The organism is Citrobacter sp. Cf118 (assembly GCF_030334095.1).
Taxonomy (GTDB): Bacteria; Pseudomonadota; Gammaproteobacteria; order Enterobacterales; family Enterobacteriaceae; genus Citrobacter; species Citrobacter freundii.
This window is the reverse complement of sequence record NZ_JAOWES010000075.1, coordinates 24,097-48,374: the sequence shown is the minus strand read 5'-3', so window position 1 is coordinate 48,374 and position 24,278 is coordinate 24,097. Positions and strand designations below refer to the sequence as shown.

General features: G+C 50.5%; 18 protein-coding genes and 1 rRNA gene. 13 read left to right on the top strand and 6 right to left on the bottom strand.

Annotation, left to right across the window (positions count from 1 at the left end):
• Nucleotides 1-363, bottom strand: a 16S ribosomal RNA gene (locus tag OGX67_RS08725); the annotation flags it as partial.
• Between the two features lie 597 nt (nucleotides 364-960).
• On the opposite strand from OGX67_RS08725, the gene OGX67_RS08720 reads away from it, so the two are divergent.
• The 5 genes from OGX67_RS08720 to OGX67_RS08700 all read left to right on the top strand — a co-directional run bounded on the left by OGX67_RS08720 (nucleotide 961) and on the right by OGX67_RS08700 (nucleotide 7,878).
• Nucleotides 961-2,592 carry a sensor histidine kinase gene (locus OGX67_RS08720; protein WP_003031877.1) on the top strand — a complete coding sequence of 544 codons (1,632 nt, stop codon included), beginning with the start codon at nucleotides 961-963 and terminating at the stop codon, nucleotides 2,590-2,592.
• Nucleotides 2,589-3,308, top strand: coding sequence for a two-component system response regulator DcuR (gene dcuR / locus OGX67_RS08715; protein WP_003031875.1), 720 nt, complete (start codon nucleotides 2,589-2,591; stop codon nucleotides 3,306-3,308). The genes OGX67_RS08720 and dcuR overlap by 4 nt, the downstream gene beginning before the upstream one ends.
• Nucleotides 3,309-4,023: 715 nt before the next feature.
• Nucleotides 4,024-5,364 carry an anaerobic C4-dicarboxylate transporter DcuB gene (gene dcuB / locus OGX67_RS08710; RefSeq protein WP_003031873.1) on the top strand — a complete coding sequence of 447 codons (1,341 nt, stop codon included), beginning with the start codon at nucleotides 4,024-4,026 and terminating at the stop codon, nucleotides 5,362-5,364.
• Nucleotides 5,365-5,460: 96 nt separating this feature from the next.
• A complete protein-coding gene (gene fumA / locus OGX67_RS08705; RefSeq protein ID WP_003031871.1) occupies nucleotides 5,461-7,107 on the top strand; it encodes a class I fumarate hydratase FumA in 1,647 nt (548 codons plus the stop codon).
• 147 nt (nucleotides 7,108-7,254) lie between these two features.
• The gene (locus OGX67_RS08700) at nucleotides 7,255-7,878 is read left to right on the top strand and encodes a DUF2238 domain-containing protein (protein ID WP_071667737.1); all 624 of its coding nucleotides are present in this window, start codon (nucleotides 7,255-7,257) and stop codon (nucleotides 7,876-7,878) included.
• Nucleotides 7,879-7,898: 20 nt separating this feature from the next.
• Here OGX67_RS08700 and OGX67_RS08695 read toward each other — a convergent pair whose 3' ends face one another.
• The 3 genes from OGX67_RS08695 to melA form a co-directional block, all read right to left on the bottom strand.
• Entirely contained in the window at nucleotides 7,899-8,153 is a 255-nt protein-coding gene (locus OGX67_RS08695) for a SemiSWEET transporter (RefSeq protein WP_003031867.1), read from the bottom strand.
• Nucleotides 8,154-8,155: 2 nt separating this feature from the next.
• On the bottom strand, nucleotides 8,156-9,586 hold the full coding sequence (gene melB / locus OGX67_RS08690) for a melibiose:sodium transporter MelB (RefSeq protein ID WP_257651884.1): 1,431 nt from the start codon (nucleotides 9,584-9,586) through the stop codon (nucleotides 8,156-8,158).
• 92 nt (nucleotides 9,587-9,678) lie between these two features.
• A complete protein-coding gene (gene melA, locus OGX67_RS08685; RefSeq protein WP_257651885.1) occupies nucleotides 9,679-11,034 on the bottom strand; it encodes an alpha-galactosidase in 1,356 nt (451 codons plus the stop codon).
• A 269-nt stretch (nucleotides 11,035-11,303) separates the two neighbouring features.
• Here melA and melR point away from each other — a divergent pair, with 269 nt between their 5' ends.
• The 7 genes from melR (at nucleotide 11,304) to pmrB (ending at nucleotide 20,819) form a co-directional block, all read left to right on the top strand.
• A complete protein-coding gene (gene melR / locus OGX67_RS08680; RefSeq protein WP_003841146.1) occupies nucleotides 11,304-12,236 on the top strand; it encodes a transcriptional regulator MelR in 933 nt (310 codons plus the stop codon).
• 237 nt (nucleotides 12,237-12,473) lie between these two features.
• Complete coding sequence (gene adiA, locus OGX67_RS08675) at nucleotides 12,474-14,741, top strand: arginine decarboxylase (protein ID WP_008321469.1); 2,268 nt, start codon at nucleotides 12,474-12,476, stop codon at nucleotides 14,739-14,741.
• A 311-nt stretch (nucleotides 14,742-15,052) separates the two neighbouring features.
• Nucleotides 15,053-15,814: an AraC family transcriptional regulator gene (locus OGX67_RS08670; RefSeq protein WP_003031855.1), complete on the top strand. Its 762-nt coding sequence runs from the start codon at nucleotides 15,053-15,055 to the stop codon at nucleotides 15,812-15,814.
• Between the two features lie 127 nt (nucleotides 15,815-15,941).
• Nucleotides 15,942-17,279 carry an arginine/agmatine antiporter gene (gene adiC, locus OGX67_RS08665; protein ID WP_003031853.1) on the top strand — a complete coding sequence of 446 codons (1,338 nt, stop codon included), beginning with the start codon at nucleotides 15,942-15,944 and terminating at the stop codon, nucleotides 17,277-17,279.
• A gap of 146 nt (nucleotides 17,280-17,425) precedes the next feature.
• A complete protein-coding gene (gene eptA, locus OGX67_RS08660; RefSeq protein ID WP_003031851.1) occupies nucleotides 17,426-19,063 on the top strand; it encodes a phosphoethanolamine transferase EptA in 1,638 nt (545 codons plus the stop codon).
• A 4-nt stretch (nucleotides 19,064-19,067) separates the two neighbouring features.
• Complete coding sequence (pmrA, locus tag OGX67_RS08655) at nucleotides 19,068-19,736, top strand: two-component system response regulator PmrA (RefSeq protein WP_003031849.1); 669 nt, start codon at nucleotides 19,068-19,070, stop codon at nucleotides 19,734-19,736.
• Complete coding sequence (gene pmrB, locus OGX67_RS08650; RefSeq protein WP_003844779.1) at nucleotides 19,737-20,819, top strand: two-component system sensor histidine kinase PmrB; 1,083 nt, start codon at nucleotides 19,737-19,739, stop codon at nucleotides 20,817-20,819. It abuts the gene before it with no gap.
• Here pmrB and pmrR read toward each other — a convergent pair.
• Both pmrR and proP read right to left on the bottom strand, forming a co-directional pair.
• A complete protein-coding gene (pmrR, locus tag OGX67_RS08645; protein WP_008321468.1) occupies nucleotides 20,813-20,902 on the bottom strand; it encodes an LpxT activity modulator PmrR in 90 nt (29 codons plus the stop codon). The genes pmrB and pmrR overlap by 7 nt on opposite strands.
• 157 nt (nucleotides 20,903-21,059) lie before the next feature.
• Nucleotides 21,060-22,562 carry a glycine betaine/L-proline transporter ProP gene (gene proP / locus OGX67_RS08640; protein ID WP_044702152.1) on the bottom strand — a complete coding sequence of 501 codons (1,503 nt, stop codon included), beginning with the start codon at nucleotides 22,560-22,562 and terminating at the stop codon, nucleotides 21,060-21,062.
• A 699-nt stretch (nucleotides 22,563-23,261) separates the two neighbouring features.
• Between proP and kdgT the strand changes: the two genes are divergently transcribed.
• Entirely contained in the window at nucleotides 23,262-24,260 is a 999-nt protein-coding gene (gene kdgT / locus OGX67_RS08635; RefSeq protein ID WP_003031841.1) for a 2-keto-3-deoxygluconate transporter, read from the top strand.
• Nucleotides 24,261-24,278: the final 18 nt, after the last annotated feature.

The following is a 24,278-nucleotide window of genomic DNA, read 5'->3' as shown; positions in this document are numbered from 1 at the left end:
TCCCCACTGCTGCCTCCCGTAGGAGTCTGGACCGTGTCTCAGTTCCAGTGTGGCTGGTCATCCTCTCAGACCAGCTAGGGATCGTCGCCTAGGTGAGCCGTTACCCCACCTACTAGCTAATCCCATCTGGGCACATCCGATGGCAAGAGGCCCGAAGGTCCCCCTCTTTGGTCTTGCGACGTTATGCGGTATTAGCTACCGTTTCCAGTAGTTATCCCCCTCCATCGGGCAGTTTCCCAGACATTACTCACCCGTCCGCCACTCGTCACCCAAGGAGCAAGCTCCTCTGTGCTACCGTTCGACTTGCATGTGTTAGGCCTGCCGCCAGCGTTCAATCTGAGCCATGATCAAACTCTTCAATTTAAGTTTGATGCTCGTGAATTAAACTTCGTAATGAATTACGTATGTTCACTCAGAGACTTGGTATTCATTTTTCGTCTTGCGACGTTAAGAATCCGTATCTTCGAGTGCCCACACAGATTGTCTGATAAATTGTTAAAGAGCAGTTGCGACGCGCTTTAGCGCTCTGTCGCGAGGTGGCGTATATTACGCTTTCCTCTTTCAGAGTCAACCCTCATTTTCAGGTTTTTCTCTTCAACCGAACCGGCTGTTTGTGTGAAGTGATTCACATCCGCCGTGTCGATGGAGGCGCATTATAGGGAGTTTCCTGTGACCCGCAACCCTTAAATGACAGAAAAATGACTGACTGCTGCATTCCACAGCAAAACCCTGCCTTATACCCATTTACGCACAGAGTTATCCACAATCGTAAGCAAATTATCTGTCAGCGTCCCTGAAAAAGGAGAGAACCGGTATGAAAACTTCTATATAGAAAGAAATTCACTCTACGCTATATAAAGAAGAAGGGCTGACAACTTAAGCTCCATAATCCCTACCACCTTTGAATTACGCCCCCCATCAGGCGATAATACCCGCACAAACCGTGATTCCAGGACCGTGATGAGACACTCACTGCAACGTACTGCTATACGCAAACGCCCGATGAAGCTTGGCACCACCGTGATCCTCATGGTTAGTGCAGTTCTCTTCTCCGTGCTGCTTGTCGTTCATCTGATTTATTTCTCGCAAATTAGCAATATGACGCGCGATGCGTTAGCGAGTAAAGCGCTTGCCGTCGCGCGAACGTTGGCCAACTCTCCGGAGATCCGCCAGGGACTAATGAAAAAGCCCGAGGAAAGCGGTATTCAGGCGATTGCCCAGGCGGTGAATAAGAGCAACGATTTTTTGTTCATCGTCGTCACCGATATGCAAAGCATTCGTTACTCCCATCCCGAAGCACAGCGAATCGGCCAGCCATTTAAAGGCGATGACATTTTGCTGGCCCTGCAAGGTAAAGAGAATGTCGCCATTAATCGCGGGTTTCTGGCTAAAGCCCTGCGGGTATTCACCCCTATATATGACGAACATCACCAGCAAATTGGCGTGGTAGCGATCGGTCTTGAGCTAAGCAGAGTTGCTGAACAGATCAATAACAGCCGCGGCAGCATCATCTGGTCAATCTTATTTGGCGTGCTGGTTGGGCTGCTCGGCACATGGATATTCGTTAAGGTCCTCAAACGCATTCTGTTTGGTCTGGAACCTTATGAAATCTCCAATCTGTTCGAACAACGCCAGGCAATGCTGCACTCTATAAAGGAAGGTGTCATTGCCGTTGACGAGTGCGGTGAAGTGACGCTGATTAACCAGGCGGCGCAGGAGCTGCTGGATTATCACAAATCACAAGATGATGCCCAGCTCTCCACGCTCAGCCATGCGTGGTCACAGGTGGTCGATTTTTCACAGGTACTACATGACGGAACGCCGCGCCGCGATGAAGAGATCATGGTGAAGGATCGGCTACTCTTAATTAACACAGTCCCGGTACTCAGCAACGGTAAAATCATCGGCGCCATTTCAACCTTCAGAGATAAGACTGAAGTCCGAAAGTTAATGCAACGCCTGGACGGTATGGTCAACTATGCCGATGCACTTCGTGAACGATCCCACGAATTCATGAATAAATTGCACGTGATTCTGGGATTATTGCATCTGAAAAGTTATAAGCAGCTTGAAAATTACATCCTAAAGACCGCGAACAATTATCAGGAAGAAATTGGCTCACTGTTAGGAAAAATAAAATCTCCGGTGATCGCAGGATTTTTACTCAGTAAGATTAATCGCACATCTGATTTAGGCCATAGCCTGGTCATCAGCAATGAAAGCCAGCTACCGGAAAATAACAACGAAGATCAGGTGGCGGTGCTGATTACCGTTCTGGGGAATCTGATTGAAAACGCCCTGGAGGCGCTAGGTCAAGAACCTGGTGGTGAGATCAGCGTATCCTTGCATTATCGACACGGCTGGTTGCATTGCGAAGTGAATGACGATGGTCCGGGGATCGCCCCCGAAAACATTGAGCACATCTTTGAGAAGGGCGTTTCGTCAAAAGGAACCGAACGGGGCGTAGGTTTAGCGCTTGTTAAACAACAGGTTGAAAACGTTGGCGGTAATATATCCGTCGAGTCTGAACCTGGGATCTTCACCCAATTTTTTGTACAGTTACCGTGGAATGGTGAGAGGGCCAGCAGATGATCAATGTCTTAATTGTCGATGACGATGCAATGGTAGCGGAATTAAACCGCCGTTATGTCGCGCAACTCTCCGGTTTTCACTGCTGCGGCACAGCCTCCACGCTGGAGAAAGCAAAAGAGATAATCTTTCATAGCGGTCATCATATAGATCTGATTTTGCTAGATATTTATATGCAAAAAGAAAACGGTCTGGACCTGCTACCGGTTCTGCACAGTGAAGGTTGCAAGTGCGATGTCATCGTCATCTCTTCTGCAGCCGATGCCACCACCATTAAAGATTCACTTCACTACGGCGTCGTTGACTACTTGATCAAACCTTTCCAGGCGTCCCGGTTTGAAGAGGCGCTCACCGGCTGGCTACAGAAAAAAACTGAGATGGAAAAGCATCAGTACTATGAACAGTCTGAGCTTGACCAGTTGATTCACGGCAGCTCCTCCAATGAACAAGAAACGCGGCGCTTACCCAAAGGATTAACGCCACAAACGTTGCGCACGTTGTGCCAGTGGATTGATGAGCACCAGGATCAGGAGTTCTCCACGGATGAGCTGGCTAACGAGGTCAATATCTCGCGCGTCTCTTGCCGTAAATACCTTATCTGGCTCGTCAATTGTCACATCTTATTTACCAGCATCCATTATGGCGTGACCGGCAGACCTGTTTATCGTTATCGCGTGCAGGCTGAACACTACTCATTGCTTAAACAATATTGCCAATAAATACACTTGGGATTATTTGTTATTTGAAAGTAACAATTATTAAAATAATGAAAAATCCCTATTTCACCAACTGACACTGCAAAATTATAAATTTGCGTTAGATCAAATATATTTGTATCCGGCATGTTAAATGTATTATTTTAATATTGACAAATATCACACTGTTTTTAATTTCAAAATCGCTAACAAAAGTTAATTAAGTATTATCTAACTCGCAGAGTGTGTATTTTTACCCATAAAGGATTAGTCTGAAATTAACCAGACATACAAAATCTAGACTGGTAGCAATGGAGACCATGCTACGTACCATGGACACCGTACATTTTTGTGAGCAAATAAAAGTATCCGCACGCCGACTTCATCACATCATGAAATGGCGTGACCGTGATCACATAAATAACCCACTCACTCATTCTGTCGGTGGTTCATGTAATAGCGGAAAACGCAAAATAGATAAATTACAGCGTCAACCGCGGCTCTCCATGTTCAGCTCTGCTTCCCATCGCCTGAGGATTCTCTCCTCTGATCAAAGCCACAGAAAAAACCAAATATCGCCATAACTTTAAAAAAAATTCTAGCAAGACATTTGAACATTAATCGCAAATACGGACATATCGAATACTGACCATTTTTTGATGCTTATTCTGGCAAAAAAGAATGTGGCACAGATCCATTTTTCAAAAAATTGACTGGGTTTTTCGCGAGGGTAAATAAAATGTTATTTAGTATACAACTTCTCATAATATTAATATGTTTGTTTTATGGTGCCAGAAAGGGCGGTATCGCGCTGGGTTTATTAGGCGGTATCGGCCTGGTCATTCTGGTTTTCGTTTTCCATCTCCAGCCGGGTAAACCACCTGTAGATGTCATGCTGGTTATTATTGCCGTGGTGGCCGCATCGGCAACCTTACAAGCCTCCGGCGGTCTTGACGTTATGCTGCAAATCGCTGAAAAGCTGCTGCGCCGTAACCCAAAATATGTTTCCATCGTCGCACCTTTCGTTACCTGCACCCTGACGATTCTCTGCGGTACAGGGCACGTGGTATACACCATCCTGCCAATCATTTATGACGTTGCCATTAAGAACAATATTCGCCCGGAACGTCCGATGGCGGCGAGTTCTATCGGTGCGCAGATGGGGATTATCGCCAGCCCGGTTTCTGTAGCCGTTGTGTCACTGGTAGCAATGCTGGGTAACGTAACGTTTGAAGGCAAGCATCTCGAATTCCTCGACCTGCTCAGCATCACCATCCCGTCTACCTTGTTGGGTATCCTGGCGATCGGTATCTTCAGCTGGTTCCGTGGTAAAGATCTGGATAAAGATGAAGAGTTCCAGAAGTTCATTTCTGTACCTGAAAACCACAACTATGTGTATGGCGATACCGCCACGCTGTTAGACAAAAAGCTGCCGAAAAGCAACTGGCTGGCCATGTGGATCTTCCTTGCCGCTATCGCCGTTGTTGCCGTACTCGGCGCGTTCTCTGAGCTGCGCCCTACCTTTAGCGGCAAACCACTGTCAATGGTGCTGGTTATCCAGATGTTCATGCTGCTGACCGGTGCGCTGATTATTATCCTGACGAAGACCAATCCCGCTTCAATATCTAAAAACGAAGTCTTCCGTTCCGGTATGATCGCGATTGTGGCGGTGTACGGTATTGCCTGGATGGCCGAAACAATGTTCGGCGCACACATGACAGAAATCGAAGGTGTGCTGGGCAATATGGTGAAAGAGTATCCGTGGGCCTATGCAATTGTTCTGCTGCTGGTATCCAAATTTGTAAACTCCCAGGCAGCAGCGCTGGCAGCGATTGTTCCGGTCGCACTGGCAATCGGGGTTGATCCAGCGTACATCGTGGCTTCCGCTCCGGCATGTTACGGTTACTACATTCTGCCGACCTACCCGAGCGACCTGGCGGCTATTCAGTTTGACCGCTCTGGCACCACCCACATCGGCCGCTTCGTTATCAACCACAGCTTCATTCTGCCTGGTTTGATCGGCGTAAGCGTATCCTGTGTCTTTGGTTGGATCTTCGCCGCAATGTACGGTTTCCTGTAATCACAGTTCGCGTGCCGTCCGCGTTGGTACGGCACGCCACCATTAAGACACAGAGAATTTTAAAATTCCTGAGAAAAATGAAAAGGCTGGAAGCAAATGTCAAAAGTTGAATTCACTTACCAGGCGGCTTTCCCACTGGGGGAAGACAAAACTGAGTACTACCTGCTGACATCCGATCACGTCAGTGTCGGCGAGTTTGAAGGCGAAACAATCCTGAAAGTAGCTCCTGAAGCACTTACGCTACTGGCCCAACAAGCCTTCCACGATGCCTCCTTCATGCTCCGCCCAGAACACCAACAGCAAGTCGCCTCAATTCTCCATGATCCCGAAGCCAGCGAGAACGATAAGTACGTAGCGCTGCAGTTCCTGAGAAACTCCGAAATCGCCGCCAAAGGCGTGTTGCCAACCTGCCAGGACACCGGTACGGCAATTATCATGGGTAAAAAAGGTCAGCGCGTTTGGACCGGCGGCGGCGATGAAGCGGCCCTCTCCAAAGGCGTATTTAATACCTATATTGAAGATAACCTGCGCTACTCGCAAAACGCGGCGCTGGATATGTACAAAGAAGTGAATACCGGCACCAACCTGCCCGCACAAATCGATCTGTACAGCGTGGACGGTGACGAATACAAATTCCTGTGCGTGGCCAAAGGCGGCGGCTCAGCCAACAAAACCTATCTGTATCAGGAAACCAAAGCGCTGCTGACTCCCGGCAAACTGAAAAACTTCCTGGTTGAGAAAATGCGCACGCTGGGTACTGCAGCTTGCCCGCCGTATCACATCGCATTCGTCATTGGCGGGACGTCAGCGGAAAGTACCCTTAAAACGGTGAAATTGGCCAGCACACACTACTATGACGCGCTGCCGACTGAAGGTAATGCTCACGGCCAGGCGTTCCGCGATCTGCAACTGGAACAGGAACTGCTGATCGAGGCACAGAAACTCGGCCTTGGCGCTCAATTTGGCGGGAAATACTTCGCACATGATATCCGCGTGATCCGCCTGCCTCGCCACGGCGCATCCTGCCCGGTTGGTATGGGCGTTTCTTGCTCCGCAGACCGTAATATTAAAGCCAAGATTAACCGCGAAGGGATCTGGATTGAAAAACTGGAACATAACCCAGGTCAGTACATTCCGGAATCTCTGCGCCAGGCGGGTGAAGGTGAAGTGGTTAAAGTTGACCTTAACCGCCCGATGAAAGAGATCCTCGCTCAGCTCTCTCAGTACCCGGTTTCTACTCGTCTGTCACTGAGCGGTACTATCATTGTCGGTCGTGACATTGCCCACGCGAAGTTAAAAGAACGTATTGAGTCCGGCGAAGGTTTACCGCAGTACGTGAAAGATCATCCGATCTACTACGCGGGTCCGGCCAAAACGCCTGCAGGCTATCCGTCGGGTTCATTAGGCCCAACCACCGCGGGTCGTATGGACTCCTACGTTGACCTGTTGCAGTCTCACGGCGGCAGCATGATCATGTTGGCGAAAGGTAACCGTAGCCAGCAGGTGACTGACGCCTGCCACAAACACGGCGGCTTCTACTTAGGCAGCATCGGTGGTCCGGCAGCAGTACTGGCGCAGCAGAGCATTAAGCATCTGGAATGCGTGGAATACCCGGAGCTGGGAATGGAAGCTATCTGGAAAATCGAAGTAGAAGATTTCCCTGCTTTCATCCTGGTCGATGACAAAGGCAACGATTTCTTCCAGCAAATCGTCAGCAAACAATGCGCTAACTGCGCGAAGTAACCCATTCGGCCCGGCACTGGACTGGCACTAAATTTTTGGCGTCAGTCCAGCGATCCCCCCGGGCCAACTTTATCCCCTCATTTACTGGTATTGAATTTTTGCCGTTCACAGGGAATAGTGACCTTTTCCATTACGTGTGAATTCGCAATGCTCCGCACTCTGAACCCCACAATCTTGCACACTGGCGCAGTGTTCCTGGCGCTGATCCTTATCTACACCGGTATCTCTGCCTCGGAGAAAATCACCTGGCTGATGGAAGTCACGCCGGTCATTATTGTCGTCCCGCTGTTGCTGGCTACCATGAAGCAGTACCCATTGACGCCGCTGCTTTATACGTTGATTTTCTTGCACGCCATCATTCTGATGGTAGGCGGGATGTATACCTACGCCAAAGTTCCCGTCGGTTTTCAGGTTCAGGAATGGCTGGATCTCAGTCGTAACCCCTATGACAAGTTGGGTCACTTCTTCCAGGGGCTGGTACCAGCCCTGACGGCAAGAGAGATTTTAGTGCGTGGCAATTTTGTCCGTGGTCGTAAGATGCTGGCATTTTTGGTCTGCTGCGTAGCACTGGCGATTAGCGCAATGTATGAACTGATCGAGTGGTGGGCAGCGCTGGCAATGGGACAAGGTGCGGAAGACTTCCTTGGCACGCAGGGTGACCCGTGGGATACCCAGTCGGACATGTTCTGCGCCCTGCTCGGTGCGTTAACAACGATCCTCGCGTTGGCGGGCTGGCACAATCGGCAGTTGAAAACGGCCGGAGAGCGCTAACGCTTCTCCGGCAATCTGCGCTACCTACTGCGATACTTGATAACCAGAATCGGCAAGGCGAACAACAGTGTCAGAAAGTTCGCCATGCTGACAGCGGTATCTTCAATCAATAACCCATAAGCCAGCCACAACACCAGCCCGCACACAAACATCACATACATCAAACCGGAGATGCCTTGCGTGTTGCGGGTGGTAATAACCTTAATCGCCTGCGGCAAAAAAGAGAGCGTCGTCAGCGTTGCCGCCAGATAGCCAATCCAGGAATGCCACTCCATAGCTAGGCCTTCACATCGCTGGCTACTACCACCGGAATCTCCGGAGTATTCGACTGTTTGACGGGCGACGGCACTTTTCGGTACTTATCCAGCAGGTGGATCTGAATCTTACGCAGCATATCGCCATTCAACCGGTAGTAACGGAAATAGAGCACCAGTGTCACAACGAAAAAAAGCGTGGGCAGCGCGATCATGATGAACTGCATGCCGAGGATGGTCTCAGCAGATTGCGTCGCATTCGGAACATAACCAATCAATCCCAGCACCACCGCAATAAAGAAAGCGGAAAACGCCGAGCCACCTTTGACCACCATTGTCTGCACGGCATAGGCAATACTCTCGCAGCGGACGTTAAACTTGTATTCACCGTAATCTACGGTGTCCGCCACCATAATCACCTGCAGTACCCAGAACAGCGCCGTACCAATGTTCAGAAGGATCCCTGCGGTAACAATCAGGAAAGTATTGTGGAATGCCCCCAGAGCCATAATCAGCAATACGCCTGCGCTGAGAACTGGCATAACCGAAGCGCCAGCCCACAGTACCCGGCGAGAAAGCGCCTTTGACAGACGGGGAAAGAGAATCAATGTCAGCAAGTTAGCTGCTCCGGCATAGGAGAGGTAGTATGGGAAAAGGTCAGCATCACCCACCACGTAGGTGAAGTAGTAAATCGCAAAACCTGTAATGATATTGGACGCCACGTTGTAAGCCAGCGCCATCCCCAGCAGGCAGGAAAGCTGATCGTTTTTGTAGATAAGCGCAAGGATTGATTTCAGCGTCAGCCGGGTGCTGTCTGCGGTAGCTTCGCTGTCAGAGGAATACACTTCATGCACATTGCGCAAGGTTACGAGGGTAGAAACAATAAAAAATGCGATCAGCACCAGCGTAAACATCTGAAAACCGAACCCGCGATCCGCGCCGCCAACATAGTTTACAAAGGGTAGCGTCACGCCCGCGGTGACAAACCCTGCAAGGCTGGCGAAAAAACGAGGGAACGGCACCAGTTGTTCACGTTCGCGTTTATCCAGCGTAATCGTGGGGACCAGCGACCAGAATGGAATATCCATAATGGTGTAGGTCATCCCCCATAAAATATACGTCACGCAAACAAATACGACCTGCGCAGTACCCTCAAACAGATGTGCGCTAAAAAGCAAAAACAGCACCAACGAGTTCGCCAGCGTACCGAGTAAGATCCAGGGTTTAAATTTTCCCCAACGCGACCGGGTGGCATTCACTATCCACCCCATCACCGGATCGTTAAACGCGTTCCATATTTTTGCCACCAGGAACAAGGTTCCGACGATGCCCACCGATAATCCCACCACGTCGGTGTAGTAATACATCAGGTACATGTACACAATACCGATGGCGAAATCCTTGCCGAACGCTCCAAATCCGTAACTGAGTTTTGTTGTCAGAGAGATGCTCATAGGGTATCGGGTCGCTGTTACCAGCGCCCGCCTTCTGTAAGAGGAAACGTCAGAGGTTAAACGCCGGATGCTCTGCCCGGCGTGATTGTGTATTAACGGTGCAGCCAGGCCGGCAGCCAGTCGCCGTGAGACGCGATCAGGTCGTCCACCAGCGCATAAATCTCTTCAATCCCCAGTACCGCGGCGGTATGCGGATCCATCATCGCCGCGTGATAAACACGATCGCGGTTCTCCGTCAGGATGGCTTCCGTTAGCAGAGTCTGAACATTGATATTGGTTTGCATCATCGCCGCCAAATGTGACGGGAGAGTACCGACTTTCGTTGGCTGAATACCATTCGCATCAACCAGACAAGCGACTTCAACACAGCAACCTTGCGGCAGGTTATCGATCAGATTGTCATTGCGAACGTTGCCATACACGACGCTCGGTTCACCGGTCCAGATAGCGTTCATGATAGTGCTGGCATATTCGCGCGACGGTTTAATGTCGATCCGCTCAGCCGTTTTGTACTCTTCCAGCTCTTTTTTCCAGTTCGCCAACTGTTCCACACAACGTTTCGGATATTCATCCAATGGCACCTCATAGCGCTCAATCAGATCTTCACGCCCCGGTTTGATAAACCACGGCGTATATTCGGCGAAGTGTTCCGACGATTCGGTGACGAAATACCCCAGTTTTTTGAACATTTCATAGCGCACAATGTTCTGGCAACGGGTATTTCCGTGAATATTCGGTTTCGGCGCCTGACCGGATTCATAGGCCGCCAGCAGCTCCGGGTAGAGATTCACATAGGCGCCGTCCGCCGTTTTGCGCTCCAGCTCCAGATAAAATGCCATATGGTTGATCCCGGCACTGCGATAGCGCAAAGAGGCAGGGTCAATGTTCAGATCGCGGGCCAACTCCTCCGCCGTCCCCTGCACCGAATGACACAGCCCAACCTGCTTAATATGCGGATAGCGCGCATACATTGCCCAGGTGTTCATCGCCATCGGGTTAACGTAGTTAAGCATGGTGGCCTGCGGACAGACTTCGGTCATATCCTCACAAATCTGCCATAAATGCGGAATGGTGCGCAGCGCGCGCATAATGCCGCCCGGCCCCAGCGTGTCGGCAATCGTCTGCTCCAGACCATGGCGTTTACACACCGTAAAATCGGTGACGGTACAGGGTTCATAGCCGCCGATCTGGAAAGCGACCACCACAAAATCAGCATCCTGTAATGCTGCTTTTTGATCGGTATAGCAGGTGATTCGTCCAGACGCGCCCGCAGAATCCATCAACTTGCGCACAACAACGTGTGACTCTTCCAGACGCGTAGGATCGAGATCCATCAAGGCGATATGCGCAGATTTAAGCGCATCGCGGTGAAAGACGTCCCCAAGAATATTTTTGACGAAAATCGTGGAACCGGCGCCGATAAAGGTAATTTTGGGTGCAGACATCATGACTCTCCAGAACATTAGTGAACACAGTCATGGTGGCACAGCGTATAGCTGAAAACTTCCGACTTCTCTGCTGAGCATTCCCATAAACTCAGATCATCACTCTGCACCCTATTGGATCTGAGTTTATGGGACAAAATTACCCAAAAAGCAGAGTATGTGGCCGCAAAATGTCGCTATGCTCAATGGTAACGGTCCAATTTGTGTCCTGATTCTCAGCCTTGATACGTGTTAAATGACATGATTCTGATAATTCAGGAAATGGAGCAACCATGAGTACATTACCGACATCGCCTCTTCCTCCCGATCCGCACATGTGCAGTAGCGATGAAGAACAAACCCGCAGCCCGCTATCGCTGTACTCAGAATATCAACGGATGGATATCGAGTTGCGCTCACCGCATGCTATGCCAGCCAGCCACTGGCATGGGCAGGTGGAGATCAATGTGCCGTTTGATGGTGACGTCGAGTACCTGATCAACAACGAAGTCGTACAGATAAAACAGGGACACATCACGCTATTCTGGGCCTGCACACCGCATCAACTCACGCGTCCGGGCAGTTGCCAAAGTATGGCTATCTTCAATTTACCGATGCACCTTTTCCTCTCCTGGCCGCTGGATCGCGAGTTGATCAACCATGTTACCCATGGAATGGTCATCAAATCGCTGGCGTCGCAGCAGTTGAGCACCTTTGAAGTTCAGCGCTGGCAACAGGAACTGAACAACCCGAACGAACAAATTCGCCAGCTCGCCATTGATGAAATTGGTCTGATGCTCAAGCGGTTTAGCCTTTCCGGCTGGCAGCCTATACTCGTCAATAAAACCTCGCGGACCCACAAAAACAGCGTGTCGCGGCACGCCCAGTTTTACGTCAGCCAAATGCTGAGCTTTATTGCCGATAACTACGATCAGGCGCTCACCATCAACGACGTCGCGGAACACGTGAAGCTCAACGCCAACTACGCGATGGGGATTTTCCAACGCGTGATGCAACTCACCCTGAAGCAGTACATCACGGCAATGCGGATCAATCACGTCCGCGCATTGCTTAGCGATACCGATAAAACCATTCTCGACGTTGCGTTGACCGCCGGATTCCGTTCCAGCAGCCGTTTTTATGACACCTTCAGCAAGTTTGTCGGCATGTCGCCGCAGCAGTACCGCAAACTAAGCCAGCAGCATCGGCAAACAATGGCTGGTTGATATCATTCGGCCATATCAGTATCAGCCAAAAAAATATTCCCCCTGTCGATAAACGGTGGTGAAAAAACGCCAACAAGCAAACGTAACCATATGTTTAAAAACAAATTAAATATAAATCAGACTATTTTTCACCCGCTTTACAGCCCGTTTTGACAGGATAATACTTGCCTGCGTCACATTCATACAGTGTGTCTGCAATTCATAGATTGCAACCTTTCCACAACCGGGTAAAAGATGATGAAAGTATTAATTGTTGAAAGTGAGTTTCTGCATCAGGACACCTGGGTCGGTAGCGCTGTCGAACGTCTGGCTGACGCATTAAGCCGCCAAAATGTTACCGTCATTAAGTCCACCTCATTCGACGATGGCTACGCAATCCTCGCCGCCAATGAAGCCATTGATTGCCTGATGTTCAGCTATCAAATGGAACAACAAGATGAACACCTGAACGTCAGGCAATTGATCGGCAAGCTCCACGAGCGCCAGCAAAACGTTCCCGTATTCCTGCTGGGCGATCGCGAAAAAGCCACCGCATCGCTGGATCGCGACCTGCTGGAGCTTGTCGATGAATTCGCCTGGATTCTGGAGGACAGCGCTGACTTTATCGCTGGCCGTGCCATCGCAGCGATGACTCGCTATCGTCAGCAGTTGTTACCACCGCTGTTCAACGCCCTGATGAAATACAGCAATGTCCATGAGTATTCCTGGGCTGCACCGGGTCACCAGGGCGGTGTCGGTTTCACCAAAACACCTGCCGGTCGACTGTACCATGACTACTACGGTGAGAATCTCTTCCGTACCGACATGGGGATTGAACGTACCAATCTCGGTTCTTTACTCGACCATACAGGCGCATTTGGGGAAAGTGAAAAAAATGCTGCCCGCGTGTTCGGTGCCGACCGTTCCTGGTCCGTAGTGGTCGGGACTTCCGGCTCTAACCGCACCATCATGCAGGCTTGTATGACCGACAACGACGTCGTGGTGCTGGATCGTAACTGCCATAAATCCATCGAACAGGGGCTGATCCTCACAGGGGCAAAACCGGTGTACATGGTGCCAAGCCGCAACCGGTACGGCATTATCGGGCCTATCTACCCGCAGGAAATGCAGCCTGAAACTTTACAGAAAAAAATCAGCGAAAGCCCGCTGACCAAAGGCAAAGCTGGGCAAAAACCGTCTTACAGCGTTGTGACCAACTGTACTTACGACGGTGTTTGCTACAACGCCAAAGAGGCGCAGGATCTGCTCGCACAAACCAGCGATCGCATCCACTTCGATGAAGCCTGGTACGGCTATGCTCGCTTCAACCCAATTTATGCCGATCACTACGCCATGCGTGGCGCGCCGGGCGATCATAACGGTCCTACCGTTTTTGCCACCCACTCGACCCACAAACTGCTGAATGCGCTCTCTCAGGCATCTTACATTCACGTTCGTGAAGGGCGTGGGGCCGTGAACTTCTCCCGCTTTAACCAGGCGTACATGATGCACGCCACCACCTCTCCGCTGTATGCTATCTGCGCCTCAAACGACGTGGCGGTCTCCATGATGGACGGTAACAGCGGCCTGTCGCTCACTCAGGAAGTGATCGACGAAGCAGTCGATTTCCGTCAGGCCATGGCACGGTTGTACAAAGAGTTTACCGCCGAAGGCGACTGGTTCTTCAAACCGTGGAACAAAGAAGTGGTAACCGATCCGCAGACCGGTAAAACCTATGACTTTGCCGACGCGCCAGCCACATTGCTGGCAACCGATCAGAACTGCTGGGTGATGCGTCCGGGTGAATCCTGGCACGGCTTTAAAGACCTGCCGGATAACTGGAGCATGCTGGATCCGATCAAAGTCAGCATTCTGGCGCCGGGGATGGGCGACGATGGCGAACTGGAAGAGAACGGCGTACCGGCCGCACTGGTTACCGCCTGGCTTGGCCGCCACGGCATCGTGCCGACCCGAACCACCGATTTCCAGATTATGTTCCTGTTCTCCATGGGGATTACCCGCGGGAAATGGGGCACACTGATCAACACGCTGTGCTCTTTCAAACACCACTACGATGCCAATACCCCGCTGGCACAGGTGATGCCAGAACTGGTTGAGGAACATCCTGACACTTATGCCAACATGGGTATTCACGATCTGGGCGACACCATGTTCGCCTGGCTGAAAGAGAACAACCCAGGCAGCCGTCTCAATGCAGCCTACTCCGGTCTGCCGGATGCGGATATTACTCCGCGTGACGCTTACAACGCGATAGTCAGTGACAACGTTGAGATGGTGGCGATTGAAAATCTGGCGGGACGTATTGCGGCAAACTCCGTGATCCCTTACCCACCGGGAATTCCGATGCTGCTGTCCGGTGAAAACTTTGGCGATGCCAACAGCCCGCAAATTGGGTACCTGCGTTCGTTGCAGTCCTGGGACCACCACTTCCCTGGATTTGAACATGAAACCGAAGGAACGGAAATTATTGACGGTGTTTATCACGTTATGTGCGTGAAAGCATAAGGTCTCTTTTTAGATAGTCCGATGTTTAAGGTAGACATGTCATTCTTGAGTAATTCCTGAGTATTGCTGCAAAACAATAACACTGTCATACCTTTTTGCGCGGGACCACCCCGCGCTTTTTTTATACGCAAATAGCATCTTTCCACTTGCGTAAAAAAATGTGTACATAAGAAAAATCCCACCAAACATTGTAATTAATTTCAGACACGTTATTTTATTGCGGTCCTGGTTTCATCATACAATTTCAATTTAGCCGATTTGGCTCATCTGATGTTGAGCTACGGTGTTTTTTCATATTCCTGGAGTTGGGTATGAAGCTTTGCAGCAAAGAAGCTTGTGTTGTTGTATTAACGGAGAAGGATGTTTGGTTAAGGATTAACGGTAAAGAAGCCATCAGTTTAAAAGCTAATCATATGGCACTGGTGGCATGCGATAATAATATTATCGATTTTTCATCACTTAATAACGCATTGGTCGTACATATTAGCCGCGATATCATTAAAGACTATCTGCGCTTTTTAAATAAAGACCTTTCACAGATCCCACTCTGGCAACGCAGTGCCAGCCCAGTAATGACCTCAGCGTGTCTGACGCCGGATGTCTTCAGGGTGGCTGCCCAACATAGCGTAATGGACACAGTGAACGAAGCTGAAAGAGAGCGTACGCGCTCGCTACTGTTCACGGTGTTATCACGCTTTCTCGACAGCAAAAAGTTTATCTCTTTGCTCATGTATATGCTGCGCAACTGTATCAGCGACAGCGTTTATCACATTATTGAGAGCGATATACATAAAGACTGGAATTTAAGCATGGTTGCCAGTTGCTTATGCCTGAGTCCCAGTTTGTTAAAGAAAAAGCTCAAAAGTGAAAATACAAGTTACAGCCAAATAATTACCACCTGCCGCATGCGATATGCCGTCAATCAATTACTGATGGACGGCAAAAACATTTCCCAGGTCTCTCAACTATGTGGATATAACAGTACCTCATACTTTATCTCCGTATTCAAAGAGTTCTATGGGATGACGCCTCTGCATTATGTTAGTCAACATAGGGAGCCATCCGCCGCCTGATTTTTAATCAGTTAGCGATAAGCCATAATAATATCAGCATTAGCGATACCCCAGCTCCGTCATCATTAAACAGACTTTTGACGAGGTATGATAAGGCGTCATTTATCCTTATCAGGAGTTAGAAAATATGTCGACGGATGCTGATGCTCACAAAGTGGGCTTAATCCCCGTCACCCTTATGGTGTCGGGGAATATTATGGGTTCCGGTGTATTCCTGCTACCCGCAAACCTTGCGTCAACTGGCGGGATTGCAATCTACGGATGGTTGGTCACGATTATCGGTGCTCTGGCACTGTCGATGGTGTACGCCAAAATGTCGTCCTTAGACTCCAGTCCCGGTGGTTCTTATGCTTACGCCCGCCGCTGCTTCGGTCCTTTTTTGGGCTACCAGACCAACGTGCTGTACTGGCTGGCCTGCTGGATTGGTAACATCGCCATGGTGGTCATTGGCGTCGGTTACCTAAGCTACTTCTTCCCCATCTTAAAAGATCCGCTGGTCCTGACGCTGACCTGTGTCGTAGTGCTGTGGATCTTCGTATTACTGAACATTGTCGGACCGAAAATGATCACCCGCGTGCAGGCCGTCGCAACGGTACTGGCACTGGTACCAATTGTCGGGATTGCCGTCTTCGGCTGGTTCTGGTTCCGCGGTGAAACCTATATGGCGGCCTGGAACGTCAGCGGCATGAACACCTTCGGCGCGATTCAAAGCACTCTGAATGTTACCTTGTGGTCATTTATCGGGGTAGAAAGCGCCTCCGTCGCGGCTGGCGTGGTTAAAAACCCCAAACGTAACGTACCTATCGCCACCATGGGCGGCGTGCTGATTGCCGCTGTTTGCTACGTGCTCTCCACCACCGCGATCATGGGTATGATCCCTAACGCGGCGCTACGTGTTTCAGCCTCTCCGTTCGGTGATGCCGCACGCATGGCGCTGGGTGACACCGCAGGGGCAATTGTCTCCTTCTGTGCTGCGGCCGGGTGTCTTGGTTCTCTGGGCGGCTGGACGCTGCTTGCCGGGCAAACCGCCAAAGCCGCAGCCGATGACGGCCTGTTCCCACCGATTTTTGCCCGCGTGAACAAAGCCGGTACGCCAGTGGCAGGGTTAATTATCGTCGGCATTCTGATGACCATCTTCCAGTTCAGCAGCATGTCGCCGAACGCAGCGAAAGAGTTTGGTCTGGTCTCTTCGGTCTCCGTTATCTTCACCCTGGTGCCGTATCTGTATACCTGTGCCGCGCTGCTGCTGCTCGGCCATGGTCACTTTGGTAAAGCACGCCCGATGTACTTACTGGTGACCTTTATCGCCTTTGTCTACTGCATCTGGGCGGTTGTCGGTTCCGGAGCCAAAGAAGTGATGTGGTCGTTCGTCACGTTGATGATCATCACCGCTCTGTACGCACTGAACTACAACCGGATCCATAAAAACCCGTATCCACTGGATGCCCCGGTAAACAATAACTAACACCAACAATCGTCGTGGCCCGATGGCGTAAGTTCATCGGGCCAACGTTCTCCCACCGCTCTTCGAAACATCAACATTAAGAACTTAAGGTTGGCTTAATTTTACTTTGAGAGGATTTGCGCCACATAGTCGATGGAACCCCCTTAATGTTAAAGCTCTTGTTTAAAAGGCCCACTCTCGGGCTAATCAGCTGGCTTCTGCTGATCTCATTTTATCTTGCGACCTTCCTGAACATTGCGTTCTATAAACAAGTGCTGCAAGACCTGCCTCTGGACTCTGTGCGTAACGTGCTGGTGTTTTTATCAATGCCGGTGGTCGCGTTCAGCGTCATGAACATTGTGCTGACACTGGCCTCATTCCTGTGGCTTAATCGCCTGGTGGCGTGCATTTTCATTCTGGTTGGCGCATCGGCCCAATATTTCATCATGACCTACGGCATCATCATCGACCGCTCAATGATCGCCAATATGATGGACACCACCCCCGCCGAAACCTTTGCTTTGCTGACACCACAACTGCTCATCACGCTCGGGGTGAGCGGCATTCTGGCCGCACTTATTGCTTGCTGGGTAAAAATCAAACCGATCACGTCTGTCATGCGCAGCATACTGTTTCGTGGCGCGAACATTCTGATCTCCGCACTGCTGATCGTGCTGGTCGCTGCGTTCTTCTATAAAGATTACGCTTCACTGTTTCGCAACAACAAAGAACTGGTGAAATCCCTCAGTCCATCCAACAGCATTGTGGCGACGTCATCCTGGTATTCACACCAGAGGCTGGCCCACCTGCCGCTGGTACGCATTGGCGAAGACGCACACCGCAATCCGTTGATGGTGAAAGAAAAGCGTAAGAACCTGACGATTGTGGTTCTCGGCGAGACTTCACGTGGCGATAACTTCTCGCTGTCAGGCTATTCGCGCCAGACCAACCCGCTGCTGGAAAAAGATAATGTGGTCTATTTCCCCCGCACCACGTCCTGCGGAACGGCAACGGCAGTATCAGTACCCTGCATGTTCTCGGATATGCCACGCGCGCACTACGACGAAGAACTGGCGCAGCATCAGGAAGGCGTGCTCGACATTATTCAACGGGCGGGAATTAACGTTCTGTGGAACGATAACGACGGCGGCTGCAAAGGGGCTTGTGACCGGGTTCCACACCAGAATATGACTAAGCTGAACCTGCCGGGACAGTGTATTGATGGTGAATGCTACGATGAAGTCCTGTTCCACGGGCTGGAAGAGTACATTAATAACCTGAAAGGCGACGGCGTGATTGTGTTGCATACCATCGGCAGCCACGGTCCGACCTATTACAACCGCTATCCTGCGCAGTTTAAGAAATTTACGCCAACCTGCGATACCAACGAAATCCAGACCTGTTCACAACAACAGTTGGTCAATACTTACGACAACACTATTCTTTACGTTGACTATATTGTTGATAAAGCAATCAATATACTGAAAGAGCACCAGGATAATTTCACCACCAGCCTGGTCTATCTTTCCGATCACGGCGAATCCTTAGGGGAAAATGGCGTCTATTTGCACGGCCTGCCGTATTCGATTGCACCTGATACGCAAAAACATGTGCCGATGCTGCTGTGGCTCTCCGAGGATTATCAGCAACGCTATCAGGTCTCTCAGACATGTTTGCAAAAACGGGCAAGCTCAGAAGATTTCTCACAGGATAATCTCTTCTCGACCTTGCTGGGATTAACGGGCGTACAAACACAGAAATATCAGGCGGCGGATGATATTCTGCAACCCTGCCGGGGAGGCTAAACGAATGAAAATCCTGATTGTTGAAGATGATACGTTGTTATTACAGGGACTGATACTCGCCGCGCAAACAGAAGGCTACGCCTGCGACGGCGTATCCACGGCCCGTGCAGCGGAGCAGTGTCTGGAGAGCGGACATTACAGTCTGGTGGTCCTCGACCTGGGCTTACCGGATGAAGACGGCCTGCACTTTCTGAACAGAATCAGACAGAAAAAATACACCGTGCCGGTACTTATCCTCACCGCCCGCGATACGGTGAAAGACCGTGTCAGCGGACTGGACGTGGGTGCTGATGACTATCTGGTCAAACCGTTCGCACTGGAAGAACTGCACGCCCGCATCCGGGCACTGCTGCGTCGTCACAACAATCAGGGTGAAAGTGAACTCATTGTCAGCAATCTGACGCTGAATATCGGTCGTCGCCAGGTGTGGATGGACGGGCAAGAGGTTATCTTAACGCCGAAAGAATACGCACTCCTGTCGCGCCTGATGCTCAAAGCGGGCAGCCCGGTACACCGGGAAATTTTGTATAACGACATCTACAGCTGGGATAACGAACCGTCGACCAATACGCTGGAAGTGCACATTCACAACCTGCGCGACAAAGTCGGAAAATCTCGCATCCGCACGGTCAGGGGATTTGGCTATATGCTGGTTGCCACTGAGGAAAGCTAAGTGAAGCTGCTGCAATATCTAAAACAACCGCTCCCGCTTCGTCATCGCCTGATGCTGACGATTGGTCTTATTCTGCTGGTCTTTCAGCTGATTAGCACCTTCTGGTTGTGGCATGAAAGTACCGAGCAAATACAGTTATTCGAACAGGCATTGCGCGAAAATCGCAACAACGATCGCCACATCATGCATGAGATCCGCGAGGCCATCGCCAGTCTGATCGTCCCCGGCATCTTTATGGTCAGCCTGGCACTGCTGATTTGCTACCAGGCAGTGCGACGTATTACTCGCCCGCTGGCAGATCTGCAAAAAGAGCTGGAGGCGCGGGCAGCCGATAACCTGACCCCGATTGAAATTCACAGCTCAACCATTGAGATCCAGGCGGTTGTCTCCGCGCTCAACGACCTGGTAACGCGGCTAACCAGCACGATTGAAAACGAACGCTTATTTACCGCCGATGTCGCTCACGAACTGCGCACACCGCTGTCAGGCGTGCGCCTGCATCTGGAATTATTATCCAAAACCCATAAGGTCGACGTTTCGCCGCTAATTGCCCGCCTGGATCAAATGATGGACAGCGTATCGCAACTGCTGCAACTCGCCCGCGTCGGACAGTCGTTTTCGGCCGGGAGCTACCAGCATGTCAAGCTGCTGGAGGATGTTATTCTGCCCTCCTACGATGAACTCAGCACCATGCTGGACCAACGTAAACAGACGCTGCTCCTGCCACAAAGCGCGGCGGACGTTGTCGTGCCTGGTGATGTTACGCTGTTGCGGATGCTACTACGAAATCTGGTGGAAAACGCACATCGTTACAGCCCGGAAGGCACCCATATTACGATTAGCCTGAACACAGAGCAGGATGCCGTCCTTGCCGTTGAAGATGAAGGGCCGGGCATTGATGAAAGTAAATGCGGGGAGTTGAGTAAAGCGTTTGTGCGTATGGACAGCCGCTTTGGCGGAATTGGACTGGGGCTGAGCATTGTCAGTCGCATCACCCAGTTACATCAAGGGCATTTCTATTTGCAAAATCGCCAGGGAGCCAACGGCACTCGCGCATGGGTGGAATTGGCGAAAATTCAGTAAGAGCTCACCCATACATACAAAAAGCTGCTGACGATCAGCAAACTGCACACGGTGGTCAAACTTTCATAAATACGGGTTTTCATGACACTCTCCTCCGAAACTATGGAGGAGAGTTTGCCTGAAGGATATTAAGCCAACCTTAAGGCCACGCGCCGGATGGCGGCTGACGCCTTATCCGGCCTACAAAGTACAATGCTACCCCTAGGCCTAAAAGCTGCGTGCCATCAGGCAATGACACGATTACTCATCAATACGCGGATGCTGCTGCACCAGACGCGTGCGCTTAACCTGTAGCTCAGCAATTTCCTGATCGATATCTTCGATTTTCTGTTCAATGTTATCGTAGTGTTCGCCGAGGATCTCTTTCGCTTCCTGAATATCCGAAGCGGCAGGCGTGGCCCCTTTCAGCGGCTGATTGGCGGTCTCTTTCATGGTCACGCCGGTAATTAAACCAACCACCGCAATCACCATCAGATAATAAGCAGGCATCATCAGATTCTGCGAGCTTTCCACCAGCCATGCGGCCAATGTCGGAGTCAGACCAGCAATCAATACCGAGATATTAAACGCGGCGGCCAGTGCACTGTAGCGAATATGCGTCGGGAACATTGCCGGTAACGTGGACGCCATCACCCCGGTAAAGCAGTTGAGGATCACCGCCAACATCAGCAACCCGGCGAAAATCAGACCGATAACATTACTGTTAATCAGGATAAATGCCGGAATCGCCAGCACAAACAGCGCAATACTGCCCATGATCACAAACGGACGACGCCCGAAGCGGTCGCTGAGCAACCCCATAATCGGCTGCACAAACAGCATACCAATCATGATGGCGATAATAATCAACACACCGTGGTCTTCGGAGTAATGCAGGTTATGCGACAGGTAGCTCGGCATATAGGTGAGCAGCATGTAGTAGGTGACGTTGGTAGCAATCACCAAACCAACACATGCCAACAAGCTGCGCCAGTGCTTAGTCGCAATCTCTTTAAACGAAACCTTCGGACCTTCCTGTAGACCCTGACGATCGCCCTGCTCCAGTTTATCCACGTGCTGCTGGAACGCCGGCGTCTCTTCCAGCGCATGACGCAGGTACAGACCAATCAACCCTAACGGTAGCGCCAGGAAGAACGGAATACGCCAGCCCCAGTCAAGGAAATTTTCCTCGCCGACGACGGTTGAAATCAGAACCACCACGCCCGCACCCAGCACAAACCCGGCAATCGAGCCGAAGTCCAGCCAACTGCCCATAAATCCACGCTTACGGTCCGGCGAATATTCCGCGACAAAAATCGACGCCCCGGTGTACTCTCCGCCGACCGAGAATCCCTGTGCCATCTTACACAGCAGCAGCAGAATCGGCGCCCAGATACCAATCGAGGCATACGAGGGAATAAGACCGATACAGAAGGTACTTATCGACATAATCACAATGGTGATAGCCAGTATCTTCTGACGACCGTATTTATCGCCGAGCATACCGAAGAACAATCCGCCAAGCGGTCGAATCAGAAAGGGAACAGAGAAGGTGGCGAGTGCAGCAACCATCTGCACGCTGGGGTCAGCCCCCGGGAAGAACACTTTACCTAATGCGTAAGCAACAAATCCATAAACACCAAAATCGAACCATTCCATCGCATTACCTAACGACGCTGCGGTAATGGCTTTTCGCAATTTACCGTCATCAATGATGGTAACGTCGCGCAGCGTTATCGGTTTTATTTTTTTCCTTTTTAGCATACTCGTCCTCATAGACTTAGCCCTGTCACGCTCCAGTTCGAGTCCCCCAACGCCCATGCGTCAAGGTCATCACTGAGCGGGGAACGCACAGGCGCATTCCCTGTAACAAGCGTAGCAGGTTTACTTACACTGACGAGAAACGCACAGTACAACCGAACCTGTTGACGCCTGATTGGGCGGTTAATGACCTCTTTACCCTAACAGCGTTTAAATTTGTGATCAACTTCACATATAGTTTTTCATTTCGTCAACATGCGTAAATTAGGTCATTCTTAGTCATCTTTTTTACATGTAACGCTTGCGATTTACTGACAATTAAATACAAGAATAAATCGCTTTATTGAACCAACAATCACAGCGGTCATTATTATTCTGCTAGCAAAAAAAACACCTAATCCCTTCACAAAAAGATCACAGCTTTTTTAATAATCAGAGCGACCGGGAACTTTTGCTCGGAATATGTGATGAAGATAACTAAAACATCGTTTTATTTTGATTGAATCAATGTTCCCATGAATGCAAACTAATTCCAGACGCAATATCCCTGGGAGCAGCAACACGCTCAACGTATGCCGCGTTAGATTTTATAAAACAAAGAGATAGCGATTTCCTTTGTTAATAGAAACCAGTAAGCATTTGAATTTATTAATTTTTACCCTCTTGCGCTAGTATTAGCGGCGACAAGACATGAGGACGTTTATGAAAATTAAAGCCACGATTGAACGCATCCCCGGTGGAATGATGTTGATTCCTCTGTTATTAGGCGCAGTGTTAAATACGTTAGCTCCGGATACCGGTGCGTATTTCGGTTCGTTTACCAAAGGAATGATCAGCGGAACGGTACCGATTCTGGCAGTGTGGTTTTTTTGTATCGGCGCATCTATTGATTTACGGGCAACCGGCACGGTATTACGCAAGTCCGGTACGCTGGTAATAACCAAAATAGCCGTGGCGTGGGTAGTGGCAATGATTGCGGCTTCATTCATTCCTGATACCGGTATTCAAACCGGGTTCTTTGCAGGCCTCTCAGTTTTGGCAATTGTCTCCGCAATGGACATGACCAACGGTGGTTTGTACGCCAGCCTGATGAACCAGTACGGCACCAAAGAAGAGTCCGGCGCATTTGTGTTGATGTCTCTGGAATCCGGCCCGTTAATGACCATGGTGATCCTCGGCTCCGCGGGTCTGGCCTCCTTCGAGCCACACCATTTCATCGGCGCGGTATTACCGTTCCTGATTGGCTTTACATTAGGCAACCTGGATCATGACCTGCGTTCTTTCTTCAGCAAAGCCACTCCGGTGCTGATCCCGTTCTTCGGCTTCGCGTTGGGTAACACCATTAACCTGAGCGTAATCGTTGATACCGGTCTGCTGGGTATCCTGCTGGGTGTCGCGGTTATCGTCATCACCGGTATCCCGCTGATTATTGCAGACCGTGTTATTGGTGGCGGGAACGGTACGGCAGGCGTGGCAGCCTCTTCAGCAGCAGGCGCTGCGGTGGCAAACCCGGTGATTATCGCCCAGATTAACCCGGCGTTCGAACCGGTTGCCGCATCCGCTACGGCGCTGGTTGCCGCCAGCGTAATTGTCACCGCCATTCTGGTGCCGATTATCACCGCGCTGTACGCCAAACGTTTTAATAAAAACCTGGTCGCCAACGAGACGGTGTCCACCCCGGCAGACTCTCTGCACCACTAACTCTGTCTTAGCCCCACT